The following is a 25276-nucleotide window of genomic DNA, read 5'->3' on the forward strand; positions in this document are numbered from 1 at the left end:
AAAAAAACGAGTTTAAATCACTAACTTTACATGTTGTTTTTATGCTTTTTATTCCTCAATAAAAAAATTCCCTGTTTACCCCTAATGAAAAAACTGAAACAGACAATAACGTATTTAAGATAAATTAAAACCTCTAAATTTTAATAAAAATGATACCCCAAATCACCATCAAAGAAGACCAAAACATAAACACCAGAATCATGGAAAATTTGAAATGGGAAATTGATCCCACACATTCAGAGGTGTTGTTCAAAATTAAACACCTAGAGATTGCCACTTTAACCGGGCGTTTTAATGAAATAATAGGAACTGCTGAGGCAGAAGAAGATTTTGAAAATGCGGAATTTTCTTTTACTGCAAATGTTGATTCCATTAATACCAATGATCAAAAAAGAGATGCTCACTTAAAAAGCGCAGATTTCTTCGATGTCGAAAAATTTCCAAAAATCACTTTCCATTCCACTAAATTTAAAAGAATTGGTGACGTCACGTTTGAAATAATCGGTAAACTGACCATCAAAGAAATCACAAAACCAACTATTTTGGAAATAAAATATGGAGGCACCAATATTGATCCTTGGGGAAATACAAAAGCGGGTTTAAAATTGAAAGGAAAAATAAATCGCAAAGATTATGGTTTGGTATGGAATGCCGCAATAGAAACTGGCGGCTTTTTGGTCAGTGAAGAAGTGAAGATAAGTGCCAATATTGAATTAGTAAAAAAATAACATATTACCCAATTCGCAATCCGTTTTCTATTTTAAAATCGGGTGCCAATAAAATTACATCACCCTCCTCGCCTACTGCTCCCAGCACCAAACATTCACTCATAAACTTTCCGATTTGCTTTTTGGGAAAATTGACCACGGCTACGATTTGTCTTCCAATCAGAACTTCTTTGGTATATCTTTTGGTGATTTGTGCCGATGTTTTTCGGATTCCAATTACACTTCCAAAATCAATAGTAAGTTGAAAAGCTGGTTTTCTGGCTTCTGGAAAATCGTTGACTTCTAGTATTGTTCCCACTCGCATTTCTACTCTTTCAAATTCTGACCATGTTAAATCCATAGGTTTCTTTTTAAGTTTCTAAGTTGCTGAGTCGCTAAGATACTAAGTTATGGAATTAAAAAACATATCATTTAAGAACAAAAAAATCCCAAAACTTTCGTTTTGGGATTTCCTATTTTTATCACAATAATCACTGTTTTCTGTTTTCTGCTAATTATTTAACGTCCATTAATTCAACGTCAAAAATCAAAGTAGCATTTGGTGGAATAACACCACCTGCTCCTGCTGGTCCGTATCCTAAATCAGATGGAATCACAAAACGAGCTTTATCTCCAACTTGTAATAAAGCAATACCTTCGTCCCAACCTTCAATCACCTGACCTTGACCCAATCTGAATTCGATTGGTTTTTTTCTTGGGTATGATGAATCAAAAACTTTACCGTTTTCCAATGAACCTTCATAATGAACAGCTACTGTTTTCCCGCTTTCTGCTTTTTTACCAGAACCTCTTTGGATGAATTGGTAACGCAAACCGCTTTCTGTTTTTTCAAAACCAGCAGCCAATGTTTCCATTTTTGCTTCCGATTCTGCTTTCAAAGCTGCTAATTTTTTCAAACGAGCTCCTTTCAAACCAACAAAAGCTTCAATAGCATTCCATTTTTCAGCTTCTTCACCTACTCTGATAATTTCAACTGTATCCAAAGAATCTCCTTGAGCAATAGCATCTACAACATCTTGTCCTTCTACTACATTTCCAAAAACAGTATGTTTATCGTCTAACCATGGCGTTGCAACGTGTGTGATAAAAAACTGAGAACCATTCGATCCTGGACCTGAATTTGCCATAGATAAAACTCCTGGTGCATTGTGACGTAAATCTTTATGAAATTCATCATCAAACTTGTATCCTGGATCTCCAGTACCAGTTCCTTGAGGACATCCTCCTTGAATCATAAAATCCGGAATTACTCTGTGGAAATTTAAACCATCATAGAATTTTTGTCCTTGAGGTTTAATTTTATTTTCCATGTTCCCTTCGGCAAGAGCCACAAAGTTCCCAACAGTTCCTGGTGTTAAATCGTGTGTTAGTTTTACTAAAATCGCCCCTTTTGCGGTATTGAATTTAGCGTATATTCCGTTTTCCATTGTGTTTGTTTTTTATTGAGGTGCAAATTTACGAATAAAATTAGATAATCAGAAAATTTGAGGATTTGATTCCTGCAAATGTGTTTTGCTCTGTCGTAACTAAATTTACTGATTAAACTACATCCGATTTTAAAAGCGAATACAAATTCAAGTCAATAAATGTATCATACAACAACTCACCTTGTCGAATAATACCTTCTTTTGTAAAGCTTAATTTCTCTGGAATGGTCTTGCTTTTCAAATTTTCGGTTCCGCATTTGATTTCTATTCTGTTTAATTGTAAATCTGAAAAGCAAAAATCGATAATGGCTTTACACGATTTGGTGACAATTCCTTTTCCTTGTAATCCTTCGATGATCCAATAACCAATTTCTCCAATTTTGTTTTGGTTATCAATTTTATAAACTCCAATTCGGCCAATAACATTTTCATTTTCAATAATAACAAAAGCATATTCGTTTCCTTCTTTGTTACGTTGCATCGTTCCTTTTACAAAATTTTGAGCAAATTCAACAGTTTGCATTCTGTCTACAAAAGGTAGCCAAGGTCTTAAATGGGTTCTGTTGGCATCAACCATATCAAATATTGGTTGTGCATGGTTTTCGGTAATCAATTCCAGTTTAAGATTATTGTCAATGGTAATCGTCATTCTATATAAAAGCTAAAGATTATTTATTCTTTGGTTTATTAAATTTTGGAAATTACAAACTCAATTGTTCATCAATTAAATTCATCAAGTTTTGTTCGGAAGCATTATCTGAAAGTATAGTTCCCTTTTTGTCTATTAAAATTTTAGTTGGAATCCCTCCCACTTTATATTTTGCAGTAATGGTGTCATCAAAGTCAAAAACAACATTGAAGCTGTATTTTTTATCATTGATAAATGTTTCCACTTTTTTTACAGTCTCACTATTTTCTTTTCCTCTTTCCCAAGTATTCACAAACAAAAATTCAACATCCTTGCCTTTGTATTTAGTCACTAATTCCTGCATGCTTGGAAATGAAGCCTTGCAAGGCCCGCACCATGTGGCCCAAAAATCTAGAACTACCACTTTACCTTTGTAATCTGATAGTTTTACATCTTTTCCATCTAAATTTTTCAGATTAAAATCGATTGCCTGTGTGCTGCCATATTTTTCTACAAGAGCCGCATTGTTTTTAGCATTTGCAGCTCCAACTGCTTTTTCTTTAATTTTATTAAACTCCGCAATAGGCAAGTTTGATTTTTTATATATTTCTTCCAATTGAGTTAACAGTACTCTGGAATCCACTCCATTGGCCAGTTCAGTCTCAATATATTTTTTGGTAACCTCCAAACCTTTTACCTTTTCCATCATACCAGCATAACGCTCTTTTCCTCCAGTATCTAGACCTCCCAATTCGTTAATCTTATCTTGATATTGAAAAGCTTCTTCAAACCTGCTTAATTTATACAATATTAGAGCATAAGTATCAGCATACATATTAAAATTACCTTGTAAGTCTTCTGGAAAATAAGATTCCTTTTGCATATTGGCAATAATATCCAATGACCTTTTTGAAATTTTTTCGGCATACACAATGTCTTTAGAAGGAGTTACCAAATCTTGTCCTGATAAATTCCAGGCATAATCGTTATACAAGGAAGGCGCTATGTTTTTGTCAGATACTATTTTTTCATAATGCTCAAGCTTTTGAAAATCTTTATTTTCTAAATATATTTTCAATAAACTAACATAAAAGTTATCTCTAAACCTTGTGTTATCCTTAAATGTAGTTGTATAAAAATTCAAACTTTCCAAAATATACGATTCTGTTTTATCAGGGTGGTTCGCAAAATCGAAAAAGAATTTACTCGATTCAAAATTTCCCTTAGGAAATTTTGCTGTTATTTGATTTTCTAGCTGTGTTTTTTCATCAGTCATTTTGAGATTGCCATAAAGCCTAGATGCCATTAACAAATACTCTTCTGAATTCTTTTTCTCGCATTTTTTGGCAAAAGCTAACATTTCACCTTTTGTCTTTTCTTTCTCAAAAGGCTCTTTTTGATATAAATAATACTCATAGCTTTTGTCATCTTTCATCATCGGATATTTAGCATATAATTTATTATATTCTCCTAAAATACTTTTTGGGCTAGAATCCAGTTTTAAATTCAATTTTGAAGCCAATAAATCGTTGGCATATCTCATAAGTGTTATTCTTTCAACAATACATTTCCCCATTTCAGTTGAACTGGAGGATTTTAAAAACATATCATATCCAGTATTCTTATTGTTATCTATTACTTTTGTTCCATTAACAATAGCAGCAACAAAATATCTAATTGAATCTGGCACCTGTAGAGAAAACTCATAACCATTTGCTTTTTTTATCAATGTAGCTCCACCACCAGAAAAATCAAAATTGTTATTATACACAACTCTAACTTTGGCATCTTCTGGAATTTTAACACCTTTTGGCGGTTCGTACACATAGGTATTTTCTTTTCCTATTATTAATTTTGAATTTTTCAAGTAAAGTTTCCCAACTTGAGAAAAAGTGACATTACAACATACCAAAAAAAGCAACATTACTGAGTTTTTCATATTTCTATATTTTTTAGGAGTTATTTTCAATTGACACAGAATAGCTATACAACTGATTTTCTTTTAATTAAAAAGTAAATATAATTGCTTTTTACTACAAAATAAGATGCTCTTGTAAAAATAACTTTTATTTATGATTTAAATAAAAAACCCCGTTTAGAAGGAACTAAACGAGGTTGCTTTTTGCATTTCTATATTATGTTTAAGTTTGGAAAAGAAAACAATTTGCTTATTTTGTTTATTACTTAAACCCTTAACGAGCCACGAAATCCTCTAACAGCATAGTACGAAGATGCACCGTTGTGGTATATAAACACATTATTATAACGGAAATCAGCAAAAATGGCACCGCCGAGTTTTCTAATATCCGATGGTGTTATTATCCAGCTCGACGTTTTGGCATCAAACTTACCAAGCTGTTGCAACTCTCGATATTGTTCCTCCGTTAAAAGCTCGATACCCATTTCGGCAGCCATATCAATTGCGCTATTTTCTGGTTTGAATTCTTTTCGAGAATCGAGTGCTTCACGGTCGTAACAAAGACTTCTTCGCCCTTTTGGACTTTCTGCCACACAATCATAAAAAATATATTCTCCTGTCTTTTCATCGTGACTTACTACATCTGGTTCTCCGCCAGTTCTTTCCATTTCATTGAGTGACCATAGTTTTTCAGGATTGGCTTCCAGCTTAGTTTGTACATTGCTCCAATCAAGACCTATGTGGCGGTTTCTATTTTTCTCAAAACGGGATTTTAATGTCCCGAGTAATGCTGAATGTTGTTCTGGTGACAACTCTTTTTTATTACCCATTGCCATAATGTGCTATTTAAGTTTATTAAAATACTTCAAATACAAAGCCCTTTCTAAATCTAACCGATTGTCCAAATCCGTTGTAGCTCTTAAGCGCAATTTTATTCCGCTACCAATATTCAAAGATTCGAGATATTTTTCCATTTTTAAACTCGAAAAGTGTCATTTGGGGTTCACCGTCTTTGATTTTATCATCTTTCTTTTGAACAAAACTCTTTTGAACAACCACAGCGTTAAGTCCTACAATTTTGTTTAGTATTCTAATATCAATAACTTTTCCATCATAACCTCCCGCTTTTTGATTCCGGACATATCCGTTATACAAATTCTCTCTTGTGTATATTCCACCATATTTTGGATGAACATATGTAAAGTCGTTTGTAAAAAGTTCAAAAGTGCTGTCAATGTCCTGAATTGTTGAATTAGCTTGAAATATTTTAAGGTTTAAATTATAATATTTTTCAACAATTGTTTCCAAAGAGTCTTTATGAGTCTTTGTGACGTCCTGCGCAATAATTTGATTTGATGCAAAAAGAACCAAGAGAATAGAAATTATTTTTTTTAGATGTATTTTCATGTGTGATTTTATTTGTTTCGAATTGTATCTAACGTCTGTGACTACAACGGGTTTGCGACTAAATTAAGTCCATTCTTCGGATTTGCCAGCCGAGCGAAAGCGAACAGGCGAAGCAAATCATTAAAAACGTAAAACCAACTTTCCATTAAGACTATAGCCAAATACGTAGTAGTAGCTGCTAGCTGTTGTTTTTCTTTTTCGCACTAATGGAATAAACCATTGGAATTTTATTCTCCAAATGTTCTATTCTATATTTTTTTGGTTCAAATTCAATAGTCTTGTTAAAACAATTATATGGCGAATAATCGTATTCGTTAAGTTGATTTATTTCAAGACCATTCTTTATTAAACTATTCATTACCTCACTCAAACCGTGATTCCACATTACATATTCCTGCGAAATTTTTGCTGATTTGTCAGCATAAGTTCCACTTTCAGACTCAACGATTGCACCAGAATTAAAATACCTATAAAATATTTTTTCAAAATTGTCGTCAAACATCCAAACTACTGGATGAAATTCTACAAACACAAATTGTCCGTTTGGTTTTAGAAATTTGGAAACGATTTTTGCCCATTTGTCCAAATCGGGCAACCAGCCAATTGTTCCATAACTTGTAAACACAATGTCAAATTGTTTGTCCAAATAGATAGACAAATCATAGATATCACAACAAATAAACGTTACATTTTCGTTTGTTTCTTTTGCAATTTGCTTTGCACTTTCAATTGCTTTGTCCGATAAGTCAACTCCTGTAACGTCTGCACCAAGTCTGCTTAAAGAAATTGTGTCTTGTCCGAAATGACATTGCAAATGCAAAATTGTTTTTCCTTTTATGTCGCCAAGCAAGTTTAATTCAATCTCATTTAGAGAGGTTTTTCCATTCAGAAATCCGTTAAGATCGTAAAATTCCGACTTTAAGTGTATATCAGTTCTGTTGTTCCAAGACTGTCGGTTTATTTCTATATAATTATCTTCAGAGTTCATTTATTCTACGTTTGGTTTTTCAAAATAACAACTAACGTTTTGGTAATACCGTAGTTTTTGAGTTAAATTAAGCCCTGTTTTCAGATTTGCCAAATCATCCCAAATACAAAATCAACTTGCCATTAAGCCAATTGCCCAAATCCGTTGTAGTGGCTGTTGGTAGATCGTATCTTTTTTTTAACTTCCTAATTTTCCATATCTTACATATTCCGAAAAATATAAGACAATTGTTTTTTTACCTTTTTTGTATGGATAAAATAATTCATAGTCGCCATCGTGATTGCTATATCTCAATTCTTCACTTTTTCCGCTAAATACTTTGTCTAAATATTCTCTTTCTTCTTGAGTTGTTTTGTACAGATATTCTTTTTTATTCGGTTCAATTGTGTCGTTTAACTTTTCAAAATTACTTTGGTTAAATCCTAAATAAACAGGTGAACCATTTATACTATCTTTAACTAATAAATTTACACTTGGGAAATTCTTATCCGTTTCTGAATAGATTTCTAAAATATTACTTGTTTCATTTATATATTTTTCTGAAAATTCATAGTTAACTAATTTTGAACTATTCTTTTCGTTTTTCTCTAAAATTGATTTTGCGGATTTTATCAGCATTTTTTCTTTTTTGTTGGATGTTAAATAATCGCCACCAAATAATATTATTCCAATTATTGGAAAAATTATAAAAAGAATTAAATATGTTTTGTTATTCGATTTTGCATTATTTTCATCATTATTTTTGGTTTCTGCAATTCTTGTTAGATTAAACATTACGTTTATAATTAATGAGCCAACCATTAAAGCAAGAATGCCCAAAACGCTCAGATAAAACGTTTCTGTCATATTTTCTCTAAAAACTTTTAATCCGAAAACTTGAATTATAATAAATGTAAAAACCCAATAAACTAATAGAATTATCGCTGTTATTCCAATTGCGTTGCTAAGTTTTACAAGTTGTTTTGGTGTCATAATTTTATTTTTAATTTATTGGTTAATTATATTTTTCGTTTTTTGGAGTGATATGTCTGCCAACGTTCTCGCGCTACAAGCAGTTTGGGATTAAATTAAGCCTATTCTAAGGATTTGCCAAATCTTCCAAATACAAAACCAACTTTCCATTAAGGCAATTGCCCAAATCCATTGGAGTAGCAGTTGTGCGTCGTTTTTCTATTTACTTTTCACTAATATCGATTCTGTAAATATTTACTAACATTCCGTTATAATCAATTGTTTTATCATTTTTCATTCCGTTTTTTTTGGCAACTTTTTTAGAATTAACATTTTCAGTATTAATTATTGAAATTAAACTTTCAGAAAATTTATTCTCAAAAGCAAACTCTTTGCATTTTTCAGTTGATTCGCTTGCAAATCCTTTTTTCCTAAATTCTGGCAAAATTGAATATGCGATCTCTATTTCTTGTTTACCGTCAATTTCTCTGACGATAAGTCCACTTTGACCAATAATTTTATTTGTCGATTTTTCTATTAATATGTTCGCTCCGCCCAAATCGTTTTTATATCTTTCAAATGTCATTTCAAACCAAAGTTTACATCTTTCTTTTGGTGTTTCAATTTTGTCAACTCCTAAAAACCTACAAACTTCAATGTTTTCAAACAATTCAACCCAAACATCAAAATCATCAATATTTAATAACCTAAATTTTAACCTTTCCGTTTCTTCTCCTACTAATGTATATTTCATTCTGTTATTCTTATTCTTATCTTATTTTATAATTTATAATACTGCAAATTATTCCCTTTGGATTAGTTTTATTTTTTTCTATTATGTTCGGGTAAAATGACGCACAACGTCCCCGCGCTACACGTAGGCTGGAATTAAAAATGTGGTGTCTTTCGATTATACACTATTTTTTCAAATACAAAACCATCTTTAAATTAAGCCAAATGTCCAGCTTGCTTGTAGCGTGTGTTGTACACAGTATTTTAATTGGTTTTCAATATCCATAACTTGCCTGAACTATCTTTAAAAGCAATCAATCCAAACTCATAATTATAACACATATAACCTTTCACTGTCCATGGGTTATGATAAACATTATAAAAAATCTTACCTTTTAAATTAATACTATCAATTGGCTTATAAAAATTATTACTCGATGAAAAATAGTTGTTCTCACGTTGGTTGACTTGAATATCTATATAAGATATATTATTGCCAGATTCCTTTTTAGGGAATGCAATAATATCTAATCTATCGTACACAAAAGCATAATCTTTAGCAAGACCTAGAGTTGCTTGTAAAGAAATTAAAAATTTAATATCGACTTCGTCAGAGTCTGAAACAAGCCACATACTATAGTTATCAACTTCTGCTTCTACATTTATTTTTTTCGAATTGTCAGATGGACATTTTATTTCTCCACCTGTAGTACTATAAAATTTCCTTTCTCTTTGAACAACTTCAAAAACAACTTCATTGTTTAAACTATCTATAAAATGTAATTTTTTATCAATTTTAGTATATGGAATACTTTTAAATGAACTATCAAGTAAAATATACTTCAATTCTAAATTTATACATGGTTCTATTTGTTCTATAATGTCCTTTTTATTTTCATTATTATTATCATCCTGTTCACAGGATATTAATAAAAGAAAAGTAAATATTATAGCGGTAAATAAAAGAAGCTTGGTGACATTTCGTTTCATTATTTATAAGTTTTGATTTTCATAATATTGTGTACAACTATTGGCTATGTGTGATAACTTCATCATTCTTATCCCGTAAATATATTAAAATTTTCCTTACACTATTTCTAAAACAAGATTTCTGTTTAGAGTCTTTTTGTTATGAAATAAAAATGCTATTTAGAATCCTTACTTCCACGAAAACCTAGCCCTGATCGCAGTGTAAAGCCTTGCGAAGGAGACTTGTATTTTTTTCTGGGTAAAAAAGAGCGACCAGCGGAAGCTCCTTTTTTGTCCTAGAAAAAAACAAGACTACAAACAAGCTTGAAACGAAGAGCAGGACACGAGCGAAGCGAACTGACAAAGTAAATTGCTCCAAAAAAAAAATGACATCCTTTCGAATGTCATTTTAATGTATTGATAAAAAATTAATGAGCAGATAATCCCGCATTTTTCAGGTACGGTTCGGTTTTCATATCGTGACCTATGAAATCTTTGAAAGCTTCATTTAAATCGACACTATTCCCCACCGATAAAATATATTTTTTGAAACGTTCGCAGTTTGCTCTAGTCATACCACCATTGGCTTCCATCCAGTCGTATGCGTTGTAATCCAAAGTTTTTGACCATGTGTAAGCATAATACCCAGCTGAGTAACCGCCTCCCCAGATGTGGGCAAAATAAGGTGTATGGTAACGTGTAGGAGCTTCATTGACCAATAATCCGTATTTTTCAAGCGCTTCTTTCTCGAAAACTAAAGTAGGTTTGAAATCTGATTCCTTTTCAACACTGTGCCAAGCCATATCAAGAGTTGCTGCCGCTAACAATTCGGTCACATCATATCCTTTATTAAAAGTTTCGGCTTTCTTGATTTTACCAATTAACTCGTTCGGAATCGGCTGCTTGGTTTGATAATGAATCGCATAATTTTTTAGTACTTCAGGATCTAACGCTGCATGTTCATTGATTTGAGAAGGAAACTCCACATAATCTCTTGGAACAGAAGTCCCTGATAACGACACATATTCTTGGTTGGCAAACAAACCGTGCAAAGTATGTCCGAATTCATGGAACATGGTAATTACATCATCAAAACTGATTAATGACGGGCTTCCTTCCACAGGTTTAGAGAAATTATAAACGTTTATAATTACTGGTTTTTGTTTTAGATAATGTGATTGGCTCACCAAATTACTCATCCAAGCCCCACCATTTTTATTATCACGGGTATAAAAATCAAGGTAATAAATTGCTATTGAAGTTCCTTTCTCATCAAAAACCTCATAAACTTTTACATCTGGATTATAGACTGGCAAATCTTTTCTTTCAACAAATGTGATTCCATACATTTGTTGAGCAGCAAAAAACACACCTTTTTCCAAGACTGTATTCAATTCAAAATAAGGCTTGGTTTGACTTTCGTCCAAATCGTATTTGGCTTTTCGCACTTGTTCTGCATAGAAGTTCCAATCCCAAGGCTCTAATTTAAATCCTCCTGCTTGAGAATCTATCAAATCTTGAATTTCTTTGGATTCAACTTTTGCTTTTGCAACGGCAGGTCCTGCAATTTTTGCTAATAATTCCATTGCTACTGCTGGTTTCTGAGCCATTTGATCTTGCAGTTTCCATTCAGCAAAACTTTTCTTTCCCATCAAATTGGCTTTTTGCAAGCGCAATTTTGCTGTTTTTTCCAATACTTCACGGGTATCGCCTTCATCATTCTTTTCGGCACGAAACCAAGAAGCTTTGTATATTTTTTCTCTAGTGGCACGGTTTTTCAAACTTGCTAACAAAGGTTGTTGTGTCGTATTCAATAATCCTATTAAATATTTATTCTCGTAACCTGCTTCTTTAGCTTTTAGTTTTGCTGCGTCGATTTCGGCAGCACTCAATCCGTCTAAATCGGCAACATTGTCGAATAAAATCGCTCCGTTTTTTCTGGCTACCAATAATTTATTACCATAAAGAGTACTAAGACTTGCCAACTCTTCATTAATTTTTTTCATTTTTTCTTTATCTGCTTCGGATAAATTAGCTCCAGCCAATTCAAATTGTTGCAAATAATATTCAGTCAGCTTTTTGTCTTCCCCTTTTAGCTTTTTCAGATCAATCGCTTTGATACGATTATACAATTTACTGTTCAAATAAATCTTGTCGTTATGTCCTGAAAAAACAGGAGCATATTCTGCTTCAATTGCTTGCAAGGCAGGATTTGTATTGGAACCTGTTAGATTGTAAAAAATCCCTGCCGCTCTGTTCAAATCTACTCCGCTGATTTCTAAAGCCAAAACGGTATTTTGAAAAGTAGGTTTAGCAGTATTATTTGCAATGGTTTCTACCTCTTGATCGTGAACTTTCAATCCATATTCAAAAGCAGGTTTAAAATGTTCGTCTTTTATCAAACTAAAATCGGGAGCCTGATACTGCAACGTACTTTTTTGTAATAGCGGATTTGTCATTTTTACATCCTTGTTTTGAGCATTCATTGTTTGCATTTGCAGGGACATCGCAAAACACAATGAACTAGTAATAAATAGTTTTGAAAAAATTTGCATAGATATTAATTATTAAATTTTGGTCATAAAAATAGTCAAATAAAACATTTAACACATCAAAATCAAAACAAATTCTAAATATTCGCAACATTTTGAGTTGCCATGACATATCTGCAAAAAATTGAGAATGAATCAAATGAAATATACTTTATATTTGTTAATCTCTTTAAACCAAAGAAACATGAGCTCAATCTATAACAATGCAGATAATGAGACTATAATAGCCCGAATCAATTTATTATCTAATGAGAGCAAACCGCTGTGGGGAAAGATGAAGGTGGATCAGATGTGCAAGCATTGTAACGCCACGATGCAGGTAGCGTTTGGTAAACAAACCCTTAAGATGAATTTCTTGATGCGTCTTTTGGGCCGAATGTTAAAAAACAAGGCTTTTAATACTGACTTTGGAAAAAGCAGCCCGACGGCCAAAGAATTTAAATTTGAAGGTTCTTATGATTTTGAATCCAGCCGAAAAGAATTTGCCGAAAGTTTTAGTCAATTTGCAAAAGGGACTCAAGTTATCAAGCTTATGGACCATCCTTTTTGGGGAAAAATGACATACGAAGATTGGGATAAATTGATGTGGAGACATACAGATCACCATTTGAGGCAGTTTGGAGTTTAATAAAAATTAAAAAAACAATATTCGTTTATGAGCATCATCCGACATAAGCATTTTTTTCTATCGTATTCCGAAGAACACGAACAAGCGGAGTGGGCTGCCTATTATTTGACGGGAGACACTAAGTTCCAACATCATTTTGAGAGACCTTATTTCAAGCAAGACCCGTTAGTCGATACTGATTCGGCTCATTGGGGAAACTACAAAGACACAGGCTACGACAAAGGACATCTAGTTCCCGCTGCCGATATGAAATTTTCCAGTGAAGCCTACAATGAAACTTTTTACACCTCGAATGTGTCCCCTCAAAACAAAGCTTTCAATGCCGGAATCTGGAACCGATTGGAGCAAAAAATTCGCTATTGGGCCGATAAATACACGGCTCTTTTTATCGTTACAGGAAGTATTTTGCACGACAATTTGGTTACTATTGGAGATGAGGAAGTCTCAGTTCCTGATTATTTTTTCAAAATCGTGGTTCGGGTACAAGACAATGGGTTGGTTATGATTCCGTTTTTGGTTCCCAATCAAAAATCGGATGCGCCGCTTTACACTTTTGCCACAACGATTGAGGCTATCGAGCAAATAACCCGAATTGATTTTAACCAAAAACTATCCGAAAAAATTGAAGAGAAAATAGAAAAAGAGTTGAGTTATAAGGAATGGAGTTTTAGTTAGAAAAAATTAACCGCAAAGTTCACAAAGAATTACGCAAAGTTCACAAAGCTTTGTGTGCATAGAGAAGACTTTGCGAACTTTGCGGTTAAAAATTGTACCTTTGCCGTTCCTAAAAAAGCAATATGAGAATTGACATTATAACGGTATTACCTGAATTATTAAGAAGTCCCTTTGAAGCTTCGATTATGAAACGCGCCATTGACAAAGGACTGGTGGAGGTTCATTTTCATAATTTAAGAGATTATACGACTAATAAACAAAAAAGCGTTGATGACTATCCGTTTGGCGGTGGCGCTGGAATGGTTATGACTGTTCAACCCATAGATGCCTGCATCACCCACCTGAAAAGTGAAAGATCATATGACGAAATCATATATATGTCGCCCGATGGTGAAACACTAAACCAAAAAATGGCCAATACGATGTCGATGTATGAAAACATCATCATTTTGTGCGGACATTACAAAGGAGTCGATCAACGTGTTCGTGACCATTTTATCACCAAGGAAATTTCAATAGGCGATTATGTTTTATCGGGTGGGGAATTGGGAGCCTTGGTTTTATCCGATGCTTTGATACGATTGATTCCAGGGGTTTTGAGCGACGAAACTTCGGCATTGACCGATAGCTTTCAGGATGGCTTGCTTTCAGGCCCTATCTACACAAGACCTGCTGATTACAAAGGCTGGAAAGTACCAGATGTGTTATTGAGTGGTCATTTTGCCAAAATTGACAAATGGAGAGAAGACACTGCCTATGAACATACTAAGAACCGAAGACCGGATTTGCTTGAGGAATAGTTTAAGTTGGTTTAAATCGTTTAAAATTGTTTAAGTTTCAAACAACATTAAACAATTTTTAAACTTTTAAACTTTTTTTAAACTTTTTTTTCTACTTTTGCACCCTCATTAGACCAACCTCTGGCGAAATCCGTGAATGTTGCTCTTTTTAAAACCATAAAATAAAAATAAAATGGCAGATTTAATGAAATTCGTTCAAGACGAATTCGTAACAAGAAAAGATTTCCCTGTATTCGGAGCTGGAGACACAATCACAGTTTACTACGAAATTAAAGAGGGTGAAAAAACAAGAACACAGTTTTTTAAAGGTGTTGTAATTCAAAGAAGAGGTTCTGCTAACACAGAAACTTTTACTATCCGTAAAATGTCAGGTGCAATTGGAGTTGAGCGTATCTTCCCAGTAAACTTGCCAGCTTTGCAAAAAATTGAAATCAACAAGAAAGGTGCTGTACGTAGAGCTAGAATTTTCTACTTCAGACAACTTACTGGTAAAAAAGCTAAGATTAGAGACAAAAGAAGATAGTTTACGCTATTTCTTTAATGATAAAAAAGTCCCAACCGATGAAAATCGAGATTGGGACTTTTTTTTTGATAATTTTTAGCCGCTAAAAATCATAATTTACGAATCAAACAGCACAAAAAATATCAAATTATAAATATCACAGAATATATATTTAAATTTATTTTTTTATATACAAATAAAATCTCTATTACAAGAGCATTTCATATCTTTGCCCGCCTTAACTCAAACGATGTAATTCTACAAAAGGCCTTAAATAAATTGTGATTTAGATTAAAAAAAATAAAAAAAATGACAACAAAAGCTAAAATTTTTTACACACTTACAGATGAGGCACCTTTATTGGCAACCTACTCTTTCTTACCAATTGTCCAAGCATTTACTGCTACTTCTGATATCGAAATAGAGACAAGAGACATCTCACTTGCTGGAAGAATCATTGCGAATTTTTCGGAATTTTTAAAGGAAGACCAAAAAACACAAAATGCTTTATTAGAATTAGGTCAATTGGCCACAACTCCTGAAGCAAATATTATAAAGTTACCGAATGTATCAGCGTCAATTCCACAATTGAAAGCTGCCATTACAGAATTGCAATCTCACGGTTATGCTTTGCCTGATTTCCCGGAAGATCCACAAACTGAAGAAGAGAAAGCTGTTAAAGCTAAATATTCTAAAATCTTAGGATCGGCTGTAAATCCAGTTTTACGTGAAGGAAATTCAGACCGTAGAGCTCCAAAGGCTGTTAAAAATTATGCAAAAGCTAATCCACACTCTATGGGTGCTTGGACTGCTGATTCAAAAACTCACGTAGCTTCTATGGAAAGTGGTGACTTTTACGGAAGTGAAAAATCAATCACTTTGGCTGACGCTACCGATGTAAAAATCGAATTTGTTGCCAAAGATGGTACAACTACTGTCCTAAAACCAAGTACTTCTTTGAAATCTGGAGAAATCATTGACTCTTCAGTTTTAAGCCTAAATGCGTTAAAATCTTTTGTGGCCAAAACGATCATAGAAGCCAAAGAACAAAATTTGTTGCTTTCTGTACACTTGAAAGCAACGATGATGAAAGTTTCAGACCCGCTTATTTTTGGTGCTATTGTTGAAGTATATTTTGCTGATGTATTCAAAAAATATGCTGCTTTATTTGAAGAATTAAACATTAACACCAGCAATGGTTTAGGTGATGTCTATGCAAAAATTGCAGGACACCCTCAACAAACTGAAGTGGAAGCTGCAATTGCACAAGCTATCGAAAACGGACCAGCTTTGGCAATGGTAAATTCTGATAAAGGAATTACCAATCTTCACGTTCCTTCGGATGTGATTGTAGATGCTTCTATGCCTGCAATGATTCGTACTTCTGGACAAATGTTCAACAAAGAAGGAAAACAACAAGATACTGTAGCAATTATCCCAGACAGATGTTATGCTGGTGTTTATACTGCAACTATCGATTTTTGTAAAAAACACGGTGCCTTTGTACCAACAACAATGGGAAGTGTTCCAAACGTAGGATTGATGGCACAGCAAGCTGAAGAATACGGTTCGCACGATAAAACTTTTCAAATAAAATCAGACGGAGTTGTTCGCGTTGTCGATACAAACGGAAACGTTTTGATGGAACAAAACGTAGAAGCAAACGACATTTTCAGAATGTGCCAAGCGAAAGATGCTCCTATTCAAGACTGGGTAAAACTAGCCGTAAACAGAGCTCGTTTGTCTAATACTCCTGCTGTTTTCTGGTTGGATAACAACAGAGCACATGATAGAGAATTAATAGTTAAAGTACAGAAATATTTAAAAGATTACGATACAAACGGTTTAGATATCCAAATCCTAAATCCTATTGAAGCGACCAACTTTACTTTGGAGCGTATCATCAAAGGATTAGACACTATCTCGGTAACTGGAAACGTATTGCGTGATTACCTAACCGATTTATTCCCAATTCTTGAAGTTGGAACTTCAGCTAAAATGCTTTCTATCGTTCCATTAATGAATGGTGGTGGTTTATTTGAAACTGGCGCAGGTGGATCGGCACCAAAACACGTTGAGCAATTTATTCAAGAAGGATACTTGCGTTGGGATTCACTTGGAGAGTTTTTGGCTTTAGGAGCTTCATTGGAGCATTTAGGACAAACTTTACGCAATCCTAAAGCAATTGTTTTGGCTGAGACTTTGGATGCTGCTACTGAAAAATTCTTGGCAACTGACAAATCGCCTTCTCGTAAATTAGGCGGGATTGACAACCGTGGTTCTCACTTTTATTTGGCAATGTACTGGGCAGAAGCTTTAGCTGCTCAAGACAAAGACACTGAATTGAAAACAATCTTCACTCCTATCTCTACGGAGTTTATTGCAAATGAATCTAAAATCAACGAAGAATTAATTGGTTCTCAAGGCAAAGCTCAAAACATTGGCGGTTATTACCAACCAAATCCAGCGTTGACAGACAAAGCAATGCGTCCAAGCAATACTTTCAATGGTATTTTAGCTAAACTGGCTTAATTTAAAAAAAACTTCTATTTATATTCAAAAGACAACTGGAAACGGTTGTCTTTTTTTATTGAAAACAACCTCATTATCTTAACTATACATTAACATTTGTTATGTACGAATTGAACTTCACTTTATTGACATTTGTAATTCAAAACCAAAACAATGATTTCGAAGAAAATTATTTACATATTCGTATTATTGTTCACATCTCTGCATAGTTTTTCGCAGGATATGAGCAATAATGATTCGGCTAAGCAAAAATTCACTCTTAGCGGAACTATCTCAGACAGCAATAGTAATGAAACCTTAATTGGCGTCAACGTTATGATACCCGAATTAAAAACGGGAGTGATTACAAATGAGTACGGTTTTTTTTCCATCACATTGCCAAAAGGAATTTATAAAATTCAAATCACATCTATTGGCTTTCAAACCATTGACGAGACAATTAATTTGGATAAAAACACCAAAATGAATTTCAAATTGATGGGTAGTGAAAATGTTTTGAAAGAAGTCGTTATCAACAGTAACGATAGTCAAACGGAAAACCGAAAACCCGAAATGGGCGTAAACAAACTTTCGGTTGCAACAATTAAAAAGATGCCGGTTGTACTCGGTGAAGTCGATATTATTAAATCTATTTTATTGCTTCCGGGTGTTACCAATGCGGGTGAAGCGGCTTCTGGATTCAATGTTCGTGGAGGTGGTGCCGACCAGAACTTAATTTTGATGGACGAAGCCAGTATTTTTAATTCCTCGCACGTTTTTGGTTTCTTTTCCATTTTTAATCCAGATGCCATAAAGGATATCAAATTGTATAAAGGTGGTATTCCTGCCCGATATGGAGGAAGAGCATCTTCGGTTTTGGATATTTATCAAAAAGACGGAAACAGTAAAGATTTCCACATGAGTGGTGGAATTGGATTGATTACGAGCCGCCTTTTAGCCGAAGGTCCCATAGTAAAAGACAAAGGCTCTTTTCTTATTGCCGGTCGAGCATCTTATGCGCATTTATTCCTGAAACTTTCTGAAGAACAAAAGGACAATGCTGCCTATTTTTATGATTTGAACGCAAAATTAAGTTATAAATTGACCCCAAATAATAACTTATACATGTCGGGTTATTTTGGTCGAGATGTATTTTCTATAAATAAAAGTTTTACCAACATTTATGGAAATACGACTTTTAACACCCGTTGGAATCACTTATTTTCTGATAAACTTTTTTCAAATCTATCGGCTATTTTTAGTGATTATTATTATGGTTTAGATCTTGATTTTGTAGGTTTCGAATGGAGATCAGGAATTAAAAATTTCAATATAAAATATGATTTTAGAAGTTATGTTTCAGACAAATTAAAATTAAATTTTGGTGTAAATGGTATTTATTACGAGTTCAATCCTGGAACCATCAAACCTTCAAGTACTGAGTCGGGAATTAATCCTGACCAACTCGAAAAAAAATATGCATATGAACCCGCTATTTACATCAATGCCGAACAAAAAATAACCGAACGGATTGATATTAATTATGGATTACGTTACAGCTTGTTTTACAATGTAGGTTCATCAACAGTGAATTTGTATGAGAATAACAATCCTGTATTATTTAATTCGCAATTTCAAATCTATGAAAAAGCAACTCCAATTGGCACAAAACAATACAGCAAAAATGAAGTAATTAAAAGCTTTGACTATTTGGAACCTCGTTTAAGCGTAAATTATCTGCTCAATGACAATCAGTCTTTTCAGGCGAGTTACAATAGAATGGTTCAGTATTTACAGTTAATTTCCAATACCTCCTCACCTACACCTTTGGATGTTTGGACTCCAAGTGGAACCTATATCAAACCTCAAATTGCAGATCAAGTGGCGCTGGGCTATTTTAGAAAATTCAAGGAAGGAGCCTATTCTGCAGAGGTGAGTAGTTTTTATAAAGAAGTACAAAACAGATTGGATTATATTGATGGAGCCAACTTAATTGCCAATAAAGCAATAGAACAAGTTTTACTGAATGGACAGTTACGCTCTTATGGTCTGGAATTGATGCTGAAAAAAAACGAAGGAAAGCTAACAGGTTGGATATCCTACACCCTTTCTAAATCTGAACAACAAACTCCTGGTCGAACGCCCGACGAAACTGGAATAAACAATGGTCAATGGTACAATACTGCTTATGACAAAGTCAACAACCTAGCTGTTACTGGTTCTTATTATCTCAACCCTAAATGGGCTTTTGGTGCCAATTTTATTTATCAAACAGGCCAGCCTACCACTTATCCAAACGGGCAGTACGAATATCTGGGAATGACTATCCCAATTTATGGATTGCGTAATAAGGAACGATTGCCATCCTTTAATCATTTGGATATTTCGGCCACATTAACTCCAAAACCTAATTATAATAAAAACTGGAGAAGCGAATGGGTTTTCAGTATTTACAATGTTTACAACCGAAAAAATGCTGCCTCAATTGGATTTAGGGAAAATATGGATACAGGTGCAAACGAAGCGGTAAAAACATCCATTTTCGGAATCGTTCCAGCTGTTAGCTATAATTTTAAATTTTAAAAACATTTTTGTCATGCAAAAAACATAGAACTAATGAAAAAAATAATAACAACCTTGGTCATAATCTACGCTTTTGTGTTTACAAGCTGCGAAGAAGTCATTAAAGTAGATGTCGATACTGCAACTCCTCGACTGGCTGTTGAAGCGGTAATCAACTGGCAAAAAGGCACAGTAGGAAATATGCAATCCATAAAACTAACCACTACAACGGGCTATTTCGAGAACAATGTTCCAGTAGTCTCAGGAGCTGTAGTAACTGTGACTAATAGTATTAATACAGTTTTTAATTTTATTGAAAACCCAAATACTGGAATCTACGTCTGTTCTAATTTTGAACCTCAACTAAATGAAACCTACACCCTGACCATTATAACAAATGGACAAACATACACTGCCACCGAAAAAATGTACCCAGTCGCTGCCATTACTAAGTTTACACAAAACAATGATGGTGGATTTACTGGAAAAGACATTGAGGTAAAAGCCTATTATAACGACCCTGCAGACGAAATCAATTTCTATTTATACCGCTATAATTATAAAAATCAAAAAAAGTCAAATCTTTATACAGATGATGACACCTTTTTCAACGGAAATGAATTTTTTAGTATCTCCCAAAATGATTCTATAAAAGTTGGAGAAAAAATAAATATTACCCATTTGGGCATTTCAAAAAGTTATTACAATTACATGAGTGTTATTGTTAGCCTTGCTGGACAAAATGGCGGAGGTCCTTTTCAGTCGCCGCCATCAACTGTGAGAGGCAACGTAGTCAACACCACCAATCCAGACAATTTTCCTTTGGGTTATTTTTCCGTAAGCGAAAGCGATAACAAAGAATATACTGTTCAGTAAGGGACGAGCGATTTTAGATTTTTCATACATTTACAAAAAAAAAAATAGATAAACATCTAAAGCCCTTATTTTAAAAATCAGAATTCTAAAATCTAAAATCTAAAATGTCTTCACACCATATCGTTCGCGACGACCAAGAACCCGCTTTAATTATTGCTAACGGAGCTGCTTGTCATCCTGAATTACTGGGACAATTACTGGAATGGTCACCCTTGGTTATTGTACTTGACTCAGCCATAGAACGTGTAATGGAACTGGACGTAAAAGTCGATGTTCTATTGGGAGATTTTGATCGTGGTTTTGATCCCGAAAAATATCAAACTTCCCAATATCCATTAGAAATTGTCCACACACTGGATCAAAATAAAACCGATTTGGAGAAAGCCTTGGATTACTTGATCGACCGAAAGATTCCGGCAGTAAACATAGTTTGGGCAACCGGAAGAAGAGCGGACCACACCATTACTAATCTCACAAATATCGTTCGCTATAGAAATTTAATCAAAATCGTCATACTCGACGACCATTCCAAAATATTTTTGCTTCCAAATAAATTTGAAAAATGGTACACCGCTGGCACACCAATTTCGTTAATTCCTATTGGAGTTGTCAACGGAATCTTTTCTCAAAACTTAGTGTATCCTTTAGAAAATGACACCTTAACTATGGGCTACAGAACAGGAAGCAGTAACGCTGTTGCCAATGACGGAATTGTTTCAATCTACCACAGTAATGGCGATTTGTTATTAATGGAATGTATTGATTAGTAAAGCATTGTTTTAAAAAAAAACATTACTAAAAAGTGTAATCCAAACATAAAAATATTCCTTTTCTTAAAACACAAAAAACACAATCAACTAAAAATCAAATACTTTGGCTTGATTATTGCAATAAAGGCAAACAAAAACAGCTGTAAATAAGCATTATATCAATTTCAAGAAAGGATTGACTATCTTTGCAGCGAAATTTAGGAAATGAAATCAACAAAGAATACCGAAAAAACAACTTTACATCCAAGAAATCTACACCGATTTGGATATAACTTTGAACTATTGACACTAAATTATCCCGAATTGGGTGAATTTATTTTTGTCAACGAACACAATATTGAAACAATTGATTTTAGTAATCCAACTGCGGTAAAAGCGCTTAACAATGCTTTGTTAATCACCAATTACGACATTCAAAACTGGGATATACCTGCTGACTTTTTATGCCCGCCAATTCCAGGCAGAGCCGATTATATTCATTACCTCGCCGATTTATTGGCCACAGCAAATAATAGTTTAATTCCGCAAGGGGAAACTGTTATGGGACTCGATATTGGTATTGGTGCCAATTGCATTTATCCCATACTTGGAAATTCAATTTACGGTTGGTCATTTGTAGGAACGGATATTGATGAAGTTGCGATTCAGAATTGCAAAAAAATTATAAGTCACAACCCTAAATTAGCAGAAACCATTAGCCTGCAATTACAGGTAAACTCGCGTTTTATTTTCAAAAACATTATAGCTCCAGAGGATCGATTCACTTTTACAATCTGTAATCCTCCGTTTCATTCTTCCTCAGAAGAAGCAACTAAAAGTAGCCTTAGAAAAGTGAATAATCTAAATCCTGACGCTCCCAAAACAGTAAATCCGACCCTCAACTTTGGAGGACAAAATGCCGAATTATGGTGTGAAGGCGGTGAATTGGGTTTTATCAAGCAAATGATTTATGAAAGCGCTAAATATCCAATGCAATGTCTTTGGTTTACCACATTGGTTTCCAAACAATCCAATTTGAATACGATATACAAAACCTTGAACAATGTGGCTGCTATACATAAAACCATAGAAATGGCTCAAGGCCAAAAAACAAGCCGCATTGTTGCCTGGACTTTTATGACCGAAGCACAACAGAAAGCTTGGAAGTTTTAGGTTTTCTATAGGCTATTTACTTTGTATCTTTACGACATAGTACATTAGAACTCTAAACAATGAATTTCCAAGTCATATCCGAATACCAACCGAAAGGCGATCAACCACAAGCCATTGAAAAATTAGCTCAAGGCATAGAGGCAGGTGAACAATTCCAAACTTTACTTGGAGTTACTGGATCCGGAAAAACATTCACTATCGCCAATGTTATTCAGGAAATACAACGTCCTACTTTGATTTTGGCACACAACAAAACCTTAGCAGCACAATTGTATTCGGAATTCAAACAATTTTTCCCAAATAATGCTGTGGAATATTTCGTGTCCTATTACGATTATTACCAACCCGAAGCTTTCATGCCCGTCACTGGTGTTTTCATCGAGAAAGATTTATCCATCAATGAAGAGTTGGAGAAAATGCGTTTAAGCACTACCTCTTCCCTCCTTTCTGGTCGAAGAGACATAATAGTCGTAGCATCTGTTTCCTGCATTTATGGTATTGGAAATCCCGTTGAGTTTCAAAAGAACGTAATTGCCGTAGAGAGAAACCAAATGATTTCCCGAACCAAGTTATTGAAAAGTTTGGTTCAAAGTTTGTATTCCAGAACCGAAGCCGATTTTACTCCTGGAAATTTTCGCATAAAAGGAGATACGGTTGAAGTATATCCAAGTTATGCCGATGATGCTTTTAGAATTCATTTTTTTGGAGATGAAATAGAAGAAATTGAAAGCTTTGACGTAAAAACCGCTAAAGTCATTGAACGATACGAAAAACTCACAATATATCCTGCCAATATGTTTGTGACCTCTCCTGATGTGCTGAATGGTGCGATTTGGGAAATTCAACAGGATTTGGTCAAACAGGTTGATTATTTCAAAGAAATAGGCAAACACCTTGAAGCCAAAAGACTCGAAGAACGCACCAATTTTGATTTGGAGATGATTCGGGAATTGGGCTATTGTTCCGGAATCGAAAACTATTCACGTTATTTGGACGGAAGAGAAGCTGGATCTAGACCTTTCTGTTTACTGGACTATTTCCCAAAAGATTTTTTGATGGTCGTTGACGAAAGCCACGTAACCCTATCACAAGTGCAAGCAATGTATGGCGGAGACAGAAGCCGTAAAGAGAATTTAGTGGAATATGGTTTCCGATTACCGGCAGCTATGGACAATCGCCCTCTGAAATTTGACGAATTTGAGGCGATGCAAAACCAAGTCATCTATGTATCTGCAACTCCTGCCGATTATGAATTGCAAAAATGTGACGGCGTATATGTAGAACAAGTGATTCGCCCAACAGGTTTATTGGATCCTATAATTGAAATTCGCCCGAGTCTAAACCAAATAGACGATTTGATTGAGGAAATTCAGCAGCGCTGTGAATTGGATGAACGGGTTTTAGTAACCACTTTGACCAAAAGAATGGCTGAAGAACTGGCCAAATACTTAACTAAAGTATCTATTCGTTGTCGTTACATCCACTCTGATGTTGACACACTAGAACGAATCGAAATCATGCAGGATTTACGAAAAGGAATTTTTGATGTGTTGATTGGAGTGAACTTATTAAGAGAAGGATTGGATTTACCCGAAGTTTCATTGGTTGCCATACTCGATGCAGACAAGGAAGGATTCTTAAGAAGTCATCGCTCGCTAACCCAAACCATAGGCCGCACCGCAAGAAACCTAAACGGAAAAGCCATAATGTACGCCGATAAAATCACTAATAGTATGCAAAAAACTATTGATGAAACCAATTACAGAAGAACAAAGCAAATTAATTTCAACTTAGAGAATAATGTAGTTCCACAAGCTTTAAATAAGAAAATCGAAAGCGCCTTTACCAACAACAAATTGGTTGAGTATGAATTGGGACACATTATGAACGTTGCCGCCGAACCAGAAACAGCCTATATGTCTAAACCCGATTTGGAAAAACTCATTCGCGAAAAACGAAAAGCTATGGAAAAATCTGCAAAAGATTTAGACTTTATGCAAGCTGCAAAACTGCGTGATGAGATTAAAGCTTTACAGGCAAAAACTCATTAATTATGTTGTTCTTGAAAATGATCCAATAATACATTTGGAGAAATAATAGCACTAGGAGATGTTTTCATTAGCTTAAGAACACGATTTGTTGCACTTGGATTCAAACCCATGTTAATAGCAATTTGGCGAATAGCATCTTCTTCTTTTTGATGTAAAACACCATCAATATGCATCAATAATGCCAAACGATAAAATTGCTGAATCCGTTCAAACTCAGATTTTATTACGCCTGTTGGCAATTCTTGATGGAACAACTCACTGAATTCTTTTTTACTGATACCTAATTCTTGAGCGACAATCCAAACAAACTGGTATTCTCGTTCATGCAATCTTCCATCAACAACTGAAAATGCAATCATCTCAGACAATAAATTGATTTTTTCTATGTGTGTGTCCATCTAATTATTAATTTTAGCTAAAATATTCTTTTTTTCTAAATCTAAAAATTA

The 25276-nt window shown here is 34.2% G+C and carries 23 protein-coding genes; 11 read left to right on the plus strand and 12 right to left on the minus strand.

Annotation, left to right across the window (positions count from 1 at the left end; genetic code table 11):
* The first annotated feature begins 149 nt into the window (after positions 1–149).
* The gene (locus tag B0E44_RS01760) at positions 150–728 is read left to right on the plus strand and encodes a YceI family protein (protein ID WP_254423229.1); all 579 of its coding nucleotides are present in this window, start codon (positions 150–152) and stop codon (positions 726–728) included.
* Between the two features lie 4 nt (positions 729–732).
* Here B0E44_RS01760 and B0E44_RS01765 read toward each other — a convergent pair whose 3' ends face one another.
* From B0E44_RS01765 to B0E44_RS01815, 11 genes are all read right to left on the minus strand, one after another.
* Positions 733–1068, minus strand: coding sequence for a tRNA-binding protein (locus B0E44_RS01765; RefSeq protein ID WP_077370484.1), 336 nt, complete (start codon positions 1066–1068; stop codon positions 733–735).
* 154 nt (positions 1069–1222) lie between these two features.
* Positions 1223–2155: a peptidylprolyl isomerase gene (locus B0E44_RS01770; RefSeq protein ID WP_077370485.1), complete on the minus strand. Its 933-nt coding sequence runs from the start codon at positions 2153–2155 to the stop codon at positions 1223–1225.
* 112 nt (positions 2156–2267) lie between these two features.
* On the minus strand, positions 2268–2804 hold the full coding sequence (locus B0E44_RS01775; RefSeq protein WP_077370486.1) for a GNAT family N-acetyltransferase: 537 nt from the start codon (positions 2802–2804) through the stop codon (positions 2268–2270).
* 52 nt (positions 2805–2856) lie between these two features.
* Positions 2857–4722: a TlpA disulfide reductase family protein gene (locus B0E44_RS01780; RefSeq protein ID WP_077370487.1), complete on the minus strand. Its 1866-nt coding sequence runs from the start codon at positions 4720–4722 to the stop codon at positions 2857–2859.
* A gap of 245 nt (positions 4723–4967) precedes the next feature.
* On the minus strand, positions 4968–5531 hold the full coding sequence (locus B0E44_RS01785; protein WP_077370515.1) for a DUF4256 domain-containing protein: 564 nt from the start codon (positions 5529–5531) through the stop codon (positions 4968–4970).
* A 109-nt stretch (positions 5532–5640) separates the two neighbouring features.
* Complete coding sequence (locus B0E44_RS01790) at positions 5641–6108, minus strand: hypothetical protein (RefSeq protein ID WP_077370488.1); 468 nt, start codon at positions 6106–6108, stop codon at positions 5641–5643.
* Positions 6109–6286: 178 nt separating this feature from the next.
* Positions 6287–7096: a bifunctional 2-polyprenyl-6-hydroxyphenol methylase/3-demethylubiquinol 3-O-methyltransferase UbiG gene (locus B0E44_RS01795; RefSeq protein WP_077370489.1), complete on the minus strand. Its 810-nt coding sequence runs from the start codon at positions 7094–7096 to the stop codon at positions 6287–6289.
* 177 nt (positions 7097–7273) lie between these two features.
* Positions 7274–8068, minus strand: a complete 795-nt coding sequence (locus B0E44_RS01800) for a hypothetical protein (RefSeq protein ID WP_077370490.1) — start codon at positions 8066–8068, stop codon at positions 7274–7276.
* Between the two features lie 202 nt (positions 8069–8270).
* Positions 8271–8801 carry a GNAT family N-acetyltransferase gene (locus B0E44_RS01805; RefSeq protein ID WP_077370491.1) on the minus strand — a complete coding sequence of 177 codons (531 nt, stop codon included), beginning with the start codon at positions 8799–8801 and terminating at the stop codon, positions 8271–8273.
* 242 nt (positions 8802–9043) lie between these two features.
* Positions 9044–9769: a hypothetical protein gene (locus B0E44_RS01810; RefSeq protein WP_077370492.1), complete on the minus strand. Its 726-nt coding sequence runs from the start codon at positions 9767–9769 to the stop codon at positions 9044–9046.
* A 407-nt stretch (positions 9770–10176) separates the two neighbouring features.
* Positions 10177–12303, minus strand: a complete 2127-nt coding sequence (locus tag B0E44_RS01815; RefSeq protein WP_077370493.1) for a M3 family metallopeptidase — start codon at positions 12301–12303, stop codon at positions 10177–10179.
* Positions 12304–12484: 181 nt separating this feature from the next.
* Between B0E44_RS01815 and B0E44_RS01820 the strand changes: the two genes are divergently transcribed.
* The 10 genes from B0E44_RS01820 (at position 12485) to uvrB (ending at position 24827) form a co-directional block, all read left to right on the plus strand.
* A complete protein-coding gene (locus B0E44_RS01820; RefSeq protein ID WP_165688750.1) occupies positions 12485–12928 on the plus strand; it encodes a DUF1569 domain-containing protein in 444 nt (147 codons plus the stop codon).
* A gap of 27 nt (positions 12929–12955) precedes the next feature.
* Positions 12956–13603, plus strand: coding sequence for a DNA/RNA non-specific endonuclease (locus tag B0E44_RS01825; protein WP_077370495.1), 648 nt, complete (start codon positions 12956–12958; stop codon positions 13601–13603).
* 122 nt (positions 13604–13725) lie between these two features.
* On the plus strand, positions 13726–14403 hold the full coding sequence (gene trmD, locus B0E44_RS01830; RefSeq protein ID WP_077370496.1) for a tRNA (guanosine(37)-N1)-methyltransferase TrmD: 678 nt from the start codon (positions 13726–13728) through the stop codon (positions 14401–14403).
* A gap of 172 nt (positions 14404–14575) precedes the next feature.
* A complete protein-coding gene (gene rplS, locus B0E44_RS01835) occupies positions 14576–14926 on the plus strand; it encodes a 50S ribosomal protein L19 (protein WP_077370497.1) in 351 nt (116 codons plus the stop codon).
* 288 nt (positions 14927–15214) lie between these two features.
* Positions 15215–17437, plus strand: a complete 2223-nt coding sequence (locus B0E44_RS01840) for an NADP-dependent isocitrate dehydrogenase (RefSeq protein ID WP_077370498.1) — start codon at positions 15215–15217, stop codon at positions 17435–17437.
* A 153-nt stretch (positions 17438–17590) separates the two neighbouring features.
* Positions 17591–19999 (plus strand): TonB-dependent receptor, encoded by a 2409-nt coding sequence (locus B0E44_RS01845; protein WP_077370499.1) that lies wholly within the window; start codon positions 17591–17593, stop codon positions 19997–19999.
* A gap of 33 nt (positions 20000–20032) precedes the next feature.
* Entirely contained in the window at positions 20033–20854 is an 822-nt protein-coding gene (locus tag B0E44_RS01850) for a DUF4249 domain-containing protein (protein ID WP_077370500.1), read from the plus strand.
* 104 nt (positions 20855–20958) lie between these two features.
* Complete coding sequence (locus B0E44_RS01855) at positions 20959–21621, plus strand: thiamine diphosphokinase (RefSeq protein ID WP_077370501.1); 663 nt, start codon at positions 20959–20961, stop codon at positions 21619–21621.
* Positions 21622–21828: 207 nt separating this feature from the next.
* Complete coding sequence (gene rlmF / locus B0E44_RS01860; protein ID WP_077370502.1) at positions 21829–22776, plus strand: 23S rRNA (adenine(1618)-N(6))-methyltransferase RlmF; 948 nt, start codon at positions 21829–21831, stop codon at positions 22774–22776.
* A 59-nt stretch (positions 22777–22835) separates the two neighbouring features.
* A complete protein-coding gene (uvrB, locus tag B0E44_RS01865) occupies positions 22836–24827 on the plus strand; it encodes an excinuclease ABC subunit UvrB (RefSeq protein ID WP_077370503.1) in 1992 nt (663 codons plus the stop codon).
* Here the strand turns inward: uvrB and B0E44_RS01870 are convergent.
* Complete coding sequence (locus tag B0E44_RS01870) at positions 24824–25225, minus strand: TerB family tellurite resistance protein (protein WP_077370504.1); 402 nt, start codon at positions 25223–25225, stop codon at positions 24824–24826. The two genes, uvrB and B0E44_RS01870, sit on opposite strands and share 4 nt — an antisense overlap.
* Between the last annotated feature and the right edge of the window lie 51 nt (positions 25226–25276).

Source organism: Flavobacterium sp. A45, assembly GCF_002001005.1.
GTDB lineage: Bacteria > Bacteroidota > Bacteroidia > Flavobacteriales > Flavobacteriaceae > Flavobacterium.

Coding starts and splice junctions, on each gene's coding strand:
- B0E44_RS01760 (WP_254423229.1), top strand. CDS start 150: ATGATACCCCAAATCACCATCAAAGAAGACCAAAACATAAACACCAGA.
- B0E44_RS01765 (WP_077370484.1), bottom strand. CDS start 1,068: ATGGATTTAACATGGTCAGAATTTGAAAGAGTAGAAATGCGAGTGGGA.
- B0E44_RS01770 (WP_077370485.1), bottom strand. CDS start 2,155: ATGGAAAACGGAATATACGCTAAATTCAATACCGCAAAAGGGGCGATT.
- B0E44_RS01775 (WP_077370486.1), bottom strand. CDS start 2,804: ATGACGATTACCATTGACAATAATCTTAAACTGGAATTGATTACCGAA.
- B0E44_RS01780 (WP_077370487.1), bottom strand. CDS start 4,722: ATGAAAAACTCAGTAATGTTGCTTTTTTTGGTATGTTGTAATGTCACT.
- B0E44_RS01785 (WP_077370515.1), bottom strand. CDS start 5,531: ATGGGTAATAAAAAAGAGTTGTCACCAGAACAACATTCAGCATTACTC.
- B0E44_RS01790 (WP_077370488.1), bottom strand. CDS start 6,108: ATGAAAATACATCTAAAAAAAATAATTTCTATTCTCTTGGTTCTTTTT.
- B0E44_RS01795 (WP_077370489.1), bottom strand. CDS start 7,096: ATGAACTCTGAAGATAATTATATAGAAATAAACCGACAGTCTTGGAAC.
- B0E44_RS01800 (WP_077370490.1), bottom strand. CDS start 8,068: ATGACACCAAAACAACTTGTAAAACTTAGCAACGCAATTGGAATAACA.
- B0E44_RS01805 (WP_077370491.1), bottom strand. CDS start 8,801: ATGAAATATACATTAGTAGGAGAAGAAACGGAAAGGTTAAAATTTAGG.
- B0E44_RS01810 (WP_077370492.1), bottom strand. CDS start 9,769: ATGAAACGAAATGTCACCAAGCTTCTTTTATTTACCGCTATAATATTT.
- B0E44_RS01815 (WP_077370493.1), bottom strand. CDS start 12,303: ATGCAAATTTTTTCAAAACTATTTATTACTAGTTCATTGTGTTTTGCG.
- B0E44_RS01820 (WP_165688750.1), top strand. CDS start 12,485: ATGAGCTCAATCTATAACAATGCAGATAATGAGACTATAATAGCCCGA.
- B0E44_RS01825 (WP_077370495.1), top strand. CDS start 12,956: ATGAGCATCATCCGACATAAGCATTTTTTTCTATCGTATTCCGAAGAA.
- trmD (WP_077370496.1), top strand. CDS start 13,726: ATGAGAATTGACATTATAACGGTATTACCTGAATTATTAAGAAGTCCC.
- rplS (WP_077370497.1), top strand. CDS start 14,576: ATGGCAGATTTAATGAAATTCGTTCAAGACGAATTCGTAACAAGAAAA.
- B0E44_RS01840 (WP_077370498.1), top strand. CDS start 15,215: ATGACAACAAAAGCTAAAATTTTTTACACACTTACAGATGAGGCACCT.
- B0E44_RS01845 (WP_077370499.1), top strand. CDS start 17,591: ATGATTTCGAAGAAAATTATTTACATATTCGTATTATTGTTCACATCT.
- B0E44_RS01850 (WP_077370500.1), top strand. CDS start 20,033: ATGAAAAAAATAATAACAACCTTGGTCATAATCTACGCTTTTGTGTTT.
- B0E44_RS01855 (WP_077370501.1), top strand. CDS start 20,959: ATGTCTTCACACCATATCGTTCGCGACGACCAAGAACCCGCTTTAATT.
- rlmF (WP_077370502.1), top strand. CDS start 21,829: ATGAAATCAACAAAGAATACCGAAAAAACAACTTTACATCCAAGAAAT.
- uvrB (WP_077370503.1), top strand. CDS start 22,836: ATGAATTTCCAAGTCATATCCGAATACCAACCGAAAGGCGATCAACCA.
- B0E44_RS01870 (WP_077370504.1), bottom strand. CDS start 25,225: ATGGACACACACATAGAAAAAATCAATTTATTGTCTGAGATGATTGCA.